The following is a 4,097-nucleotide window of genomic DNA, read 5'->3' as shown; positions in this document are numbered from 1 at the left end:
CCGCACGACTTCCACGGCGCGAAGTTCTACCGCGAACTCGCCGCCACCGACGTCTCGGTGACCTTCCTGGACGCCGTGTCCGCCCGCTTCCCCGAGGTCGCCGACGCGGCCGGCGCCCAGGCCAAGGAACTGCTCGCGGCCGACCGCTCGCCCACCTGGGAGGGCTGGGCCGCCGTCGAGCGCATCAGTGAGGAGTACGGCATCCACGACGTGAACCTCGTCAAGCCCGGCGTCGGCGAGACCACCCGGGTCATGCTGCGCCGCGTGCCCTGGAAGGTCCTGGCACGCGCCGGGGCGGGCAGCGACCTCGACCACGTGCGCCTGCTGGCCGAGCAACGCGGCGTGCCCGTGACGGAGGTCGACGGACTGCCCTACACCTGCGTCGGCCTGATCCACCCCCAATACACCCGGGGCGCGACCGGCGCCGACGGCAAGGCGGTGGCCCTCTGATGCCCGCACTCGTCGCCAGCGACCTCGACCGCACCCTGATCTACTCCGCAGCGGCCCTGGCCCTGACCATGCCGGACGCGCGGGCGCCCCGGCTGCTGTGTGTGGAGGTGCACGAGAGCAAGCCGCTGTCGTACATGACGGAGACGGCGGCCCGGCTGCTCACCGACCTGGGCGACGCGGCTGTGTTCGTGCCCACGACGACCCGGACGCGCAAGCAGTACCAGCGCATCAATCTGCCCGGCCCCGCGCCCACGTACGCGATCTGCGCGAACGGCGGCCATCTGCTGGTGGACGGCGTGACCGACCCCGACTGGCACGCGCAGGTCACCGCGCGGCTGGCCGACCAGTGCGCGCCCCTCGCCGAGGTGCAGGAGCACCTGCTGAGGGCCGCCGACCCCGTCTGGGTGCGCAAGCACCGCGTCGCCGACGACCTCTTCGCCTACCTCGTCGTCGAGCGCGAGTTGCTCGACGAGGACTGGGTGAAGGAACTCGCGGTGTGGGCGGAGAACCGCGGCTGGACCGTGTCCCTCCAGGGCCGCAAGATCTACGCCGTACCCAAGCCGCTCACCAAGAGCGCGGCGATGCGTGAGGTCGCCCGGCGGACGGGGGCCGATCTCACCCTCGCCGCGGGTGACTCCCTGCTCGATACCGACCTGCTCCTCGCGGCGGACCAGGGCTGGCGGCCCGGCCACGGGGAGCTGGCCGACACCGGCTTCACCGCTCCGTCGATCAGGGTGCTTCCCGACCGGGGTGTCCTCGCCGGGGAGCGGATCCTGCGGGAGTTTCTGGGGGCAGTGAGGGGCGCCTGAGGACTCGGGTGTCCTGGTCGTCGTGCGGGTGCGGCTTGCCTGTGGCTTGTCGCGCAGTTCCCCGCGCCCCTTGAGGGCGTGTCTCCTTGGGGCGTCGCAGGAGCCGTACCGCGATGAATACCGCCACCGCCACCGCCGCCACGGCCAGGACCACCTTGGAGTAGGCCGAGACGATGTCCGAGACCTGGTGCCAGTTCGCGCCGAGGAAGTAGCCCGCGAGGACGAACGCCGTGTTCCAGATCGCGCTGCCCAGGGTGGTCAGGCCCAGGAACACCGGCAGACGCATGCGCTCGACACCGGCCGGCACGGAGATCAGGCTGCGGAAGATCGGGATCATCCGGCCGAAGAACACGGCCTTGGTGCCGTGCTTCAGGAACCACGCCTCGGTCTTCTCGATGTCCGAGACCTTCACCAGCGGCAGCCGGGCCGCGATCGCCACCGTCCGGTCACGGCCGAGCAGCGCGCCGACTCCGTACAGCGCGAGCGCGCCGATCACCGAGCCGGCCGTCGTCCACAGCAGGACGGCGAGCAGGCTCATCCGGCCGCTGCTCGCGGCGAACCCGGCCAGCGGCAGGATCACCTCGCTGGGCAGCGGCGGGAACAGGTTCTCCAGGGCGATGGCGAGACCGGCACCCGGCGCGCCCAGCGCGTCCATCAGGTCGTTGACCCACTGCGGCCCGGCGTCCGCTGCGATGGCTGTCATGCCACCACGCTAGGAAACCGAAGCTGAAGGACTCCTGAGGAAATCCGGCAGCCGCGTCAGCCGCAGCAGCCGCCTCCGCAGCAGCCGCCCCCACCGCCGCCGCCCGCGCGGGGCGCCGGTGCCGGAGCGGAGGCGGAGCCGCCGACCGCGACCGTGGAGAGGAGCTTCACCGTGTCGTCATGGCCGGCGGGGCAGGCCGCGGGGTCGGCGGACTCGGCCATGGGACGGCTGAGTTCGAACGTGTCGCCGCAGGTCCGGCAGCGGTACTCGTAGCGAGGCATGGGGACAGGTTAATCCGCCCCGCCGGAAGTGACGTCCTTCGGGAATCTGTTTGATCACTGTTGCCGTACCGGTGTGGAGGACCTGTAAAGGCCGCTGATAACTTTCGAACGTCGCGAGGAGCCGTAAAAGCGGGGGAACGCAAGGGCTCGCTGCCGTCGAACACGGCAGCCGTGTCCTTCCGCGCGAGCACCATGGTGAGCGGGAGGGAGACAGCCGTGTCCAAGGCTGGGCGGGAATCGGACGAGACCATGCAGTTGAAGGTCCCCGGTTCCATGAACGCGGACGAGACCGTGCTGTTGCGCATCGTCGAGGTGGCCGCGACCGACAAGGAGGACACCTCCTCGGGTACGGCCGCGGACGGGAGCGGTCCCGGCCGGTCGCGCCGCCGGCGCAGGGCCCCCCGGCCCTCCCCCCTGTCCCGTCTCTCCGCCGTGGCCCCGGGACCGGCACGACTCGCCGCCCGCGTCGTGTCCGACGCCCGCCGCCTGCGGCCCCGTTACCCGCACGCCGACCGGACCGGCTGGCGTCGCTGGGCGCCCTCCTGGCGGCAGTGGCTCGGTGCCGTGCTGGCGTTCACCGGCCTGGGCATCGTCCTGCTGGGTTCCGCCTACGCCGCCACCGACATCCCGGAGAACCTCAACTCGTACGCCACCCAGCAGGACAACGTCTACTTCTGGTCCGACGGGACGCCCATGGCCCGCACCGGCTGGGTGCGGCGGCAGGCGATGCCGCTGAAGGAGATACCCGAGGACGTCCGCGGCGCGGTGCTGGCGGCGGAGAACGCGAGCTTCTACAGCGACCCCGGCATATCCGCCAGCGGCATCGGCCGCGCCCTGTGGCGCACCGTCGGCCAGGGCGACACCCAGGGCGGCTCCACCATCACCCAGCAGTACGTCAAGAACGTCTACCTCAACCAGGACCGGTCCGTCGGCCGCAAGTTCACCGAGGCGATGCTCGCCCTCAAGCTCGACAACGAGATGAGCAAGGACGACATCCTCCAGGGCTACCTCAACACGAGCTGGTTCGGCCGCGGCACCTACGGCATCCAGCGCGCCGCCCAGGCCTACTACGGCAAGGACGTCGGCGAACTCGACGCCGGCGAGGCCGCCTTCCTCGCCTCCCTCCTCAAGGGCGCCGGGCTCTACGATCCGTCCCTGAGCAAGGCCAACCACGCCCGGGCGGTGGAGCGCTGGTCCTGGATCCTCGACCGCATGGTCGACACCGGCGCGCTGTCGAAGTCCGAGCGCGCCCGGTACAAGGAGTTCCCCGAGCCGCTGAAGCGGACGCCCGGCTACGACACCGGCAAGCAGAGCGACTACCTGGTCGAACTGGCCGCCCAGTACGCCAAGAAGGCGGCGCACCTCTCGGACAGGGAGTTCGACCTGGGCGGCTACCAGATCTACACGACCTTCGACCGCAAGCAGGAGACCGCGCTCACCGACGCCGTGGACAAGGCCCGCAAGCAGGCGCGCAAGGACGACCCGTCCAAGGCGAAGGCCCTGCACTTCGGCGCCTCCTCGGTGGCCGCCGACGGGCGCATCCTCGCCCTCCACGGCGGCCCCGACCACCGTGAGCAGGGTTACAACGAGTCCAACGCGACCACCGTCCCCGCCGGTTCGGCCTTCCTGCCGTTCGTCTACGCCGCCGCCCTGGAGAACGGCGTGCACCGGACCCGTGACGGCGCCGCGACCGAGGTCACCCCGCAGACGCTGTACGACGGGGACGACGGCATCGCCGTGCGGACACCCGAGGGCCCCTACTGGGACCGTGGCGGCAAGCAGGTCACCTCCCGCAACGACGGCGGGAAGTCCTACGGGCGCATCAGTCTGAGCCGGGCGCTCGCCCTGTCGGTG

The 4,097-nt window shown here is 71.2% G+C and carries 5 protein-coding genes; 3 read left to right on the top strand and 2 right to left on the bottom strand.

Annotation, left to right across the window (positions count from 1 at the left end; translation table 11 throughout):
• Together ABT116_RS40420 and ABT116_RS40415 are read left to right on the top strand one after the other, a co-directional pair.
• Positions 1–450, top strand: a 450-nt coding sequence (locus ABT116_RS40420; protein WP_351645028.1) for an RNA-binding protein, incomplete at its 5' end; no start/stop codon positions are given.
• Positions 450–1,259 (top strand): HAD family hydrolase, encoded by an 810-nt coding sequence (locus ABT116_RS40415; RefSeq protein ID WP_351645026.1) that lies wholly within the window; start codon positions 450–452, stop codon positions 1,257–1,259. The genes ABT116_RS40420 and ABT116_RS40415, both read left to right, overlap by 1 nt.
• On the opposite strand, the gene ABT116_RS40410 is transcribed toward ABT116_RS40415, so the two are convergent.
• Both ABT116_RS40410 and ABT116_RS40405 read right to left on the bottom strand, forming a co-directional pair.
• Positions 1,180–1,962, bottom strand: coding sequence for a DedA family protein (locus ABT116_RS40410; RefSeq protein ID WP_351645024.1), 783 nt, complete (start codon positions 1,960–1,962; stop codon positions 1,180–1,182). The genes ABT116_RS40415 and ABT116_RS40410 overlap by 80 nt on opposite strands.
• Before the next feature lie 56 nt (positions 1,963–2,018).
• Positions 2,019–2,243: an FmdB family zinc ribbon protein gene (locus ABT116_RS40405; protein WP_351645021.1), complete on the bottom strand. Its 225-nt coding sequence runs from the start codon at positions 2,241–2,243 to the stop codon at positions 2,019–2,021.
• A 249-nt stretch (positions 2,244–2,492) separates the two neighbouring features.
• On the opposite strand from ABT116_RS40405, the gene ABT116_RS40400 reads away from it, so the two are divergent.
• A partial coding sequence (locus tag ABT116_RS40400; protein WP_351645031.1) for a transglycosylase domain-containing protein occupies positions 2,493–4,097 on the top strand: 1,605 nt, incomplete at its 3' end.

Source organism: Streptomyces sp. NPDC002130 (assembly GCF_040296465.1).
In the GTDB taxonomy this organism is placed as follows: Bacteria; Actinomycetota; Actinomycetes; order Streptomycetales; family Streptomycetaceae; genus Streptomyces.
Note: the sequence above shows the minus strand (reverse complement) of the source record. Positions and strands in the feature narration are given on the sequence as shown.

Excerpts from the sequence above, each read along its gene's own strand:
- ABT116_RS40415 (WP_351645026.1), top strand. The coding sequence starts at position 450 with ATGCCCGCACTCGTCGCCAGCGACCTCGACCGCACCCTGATCTACTCC.
- ABT116_RS40410 (WP_351645024.1), bottom strand. The coding sequence starts at position 1,962 with ATGACAGCCATCGCAGCGGACGCCGGGCCGCAGTGGGTCAACGACCTG.
- ABT116_RS40405 (WP_351645021.1), bottom strand. The coding sequence starts at position 2,243 with ATGCCTCGCTACGAGTACCGCTGCCGGACCTGCGGCGACACGTTCGAA.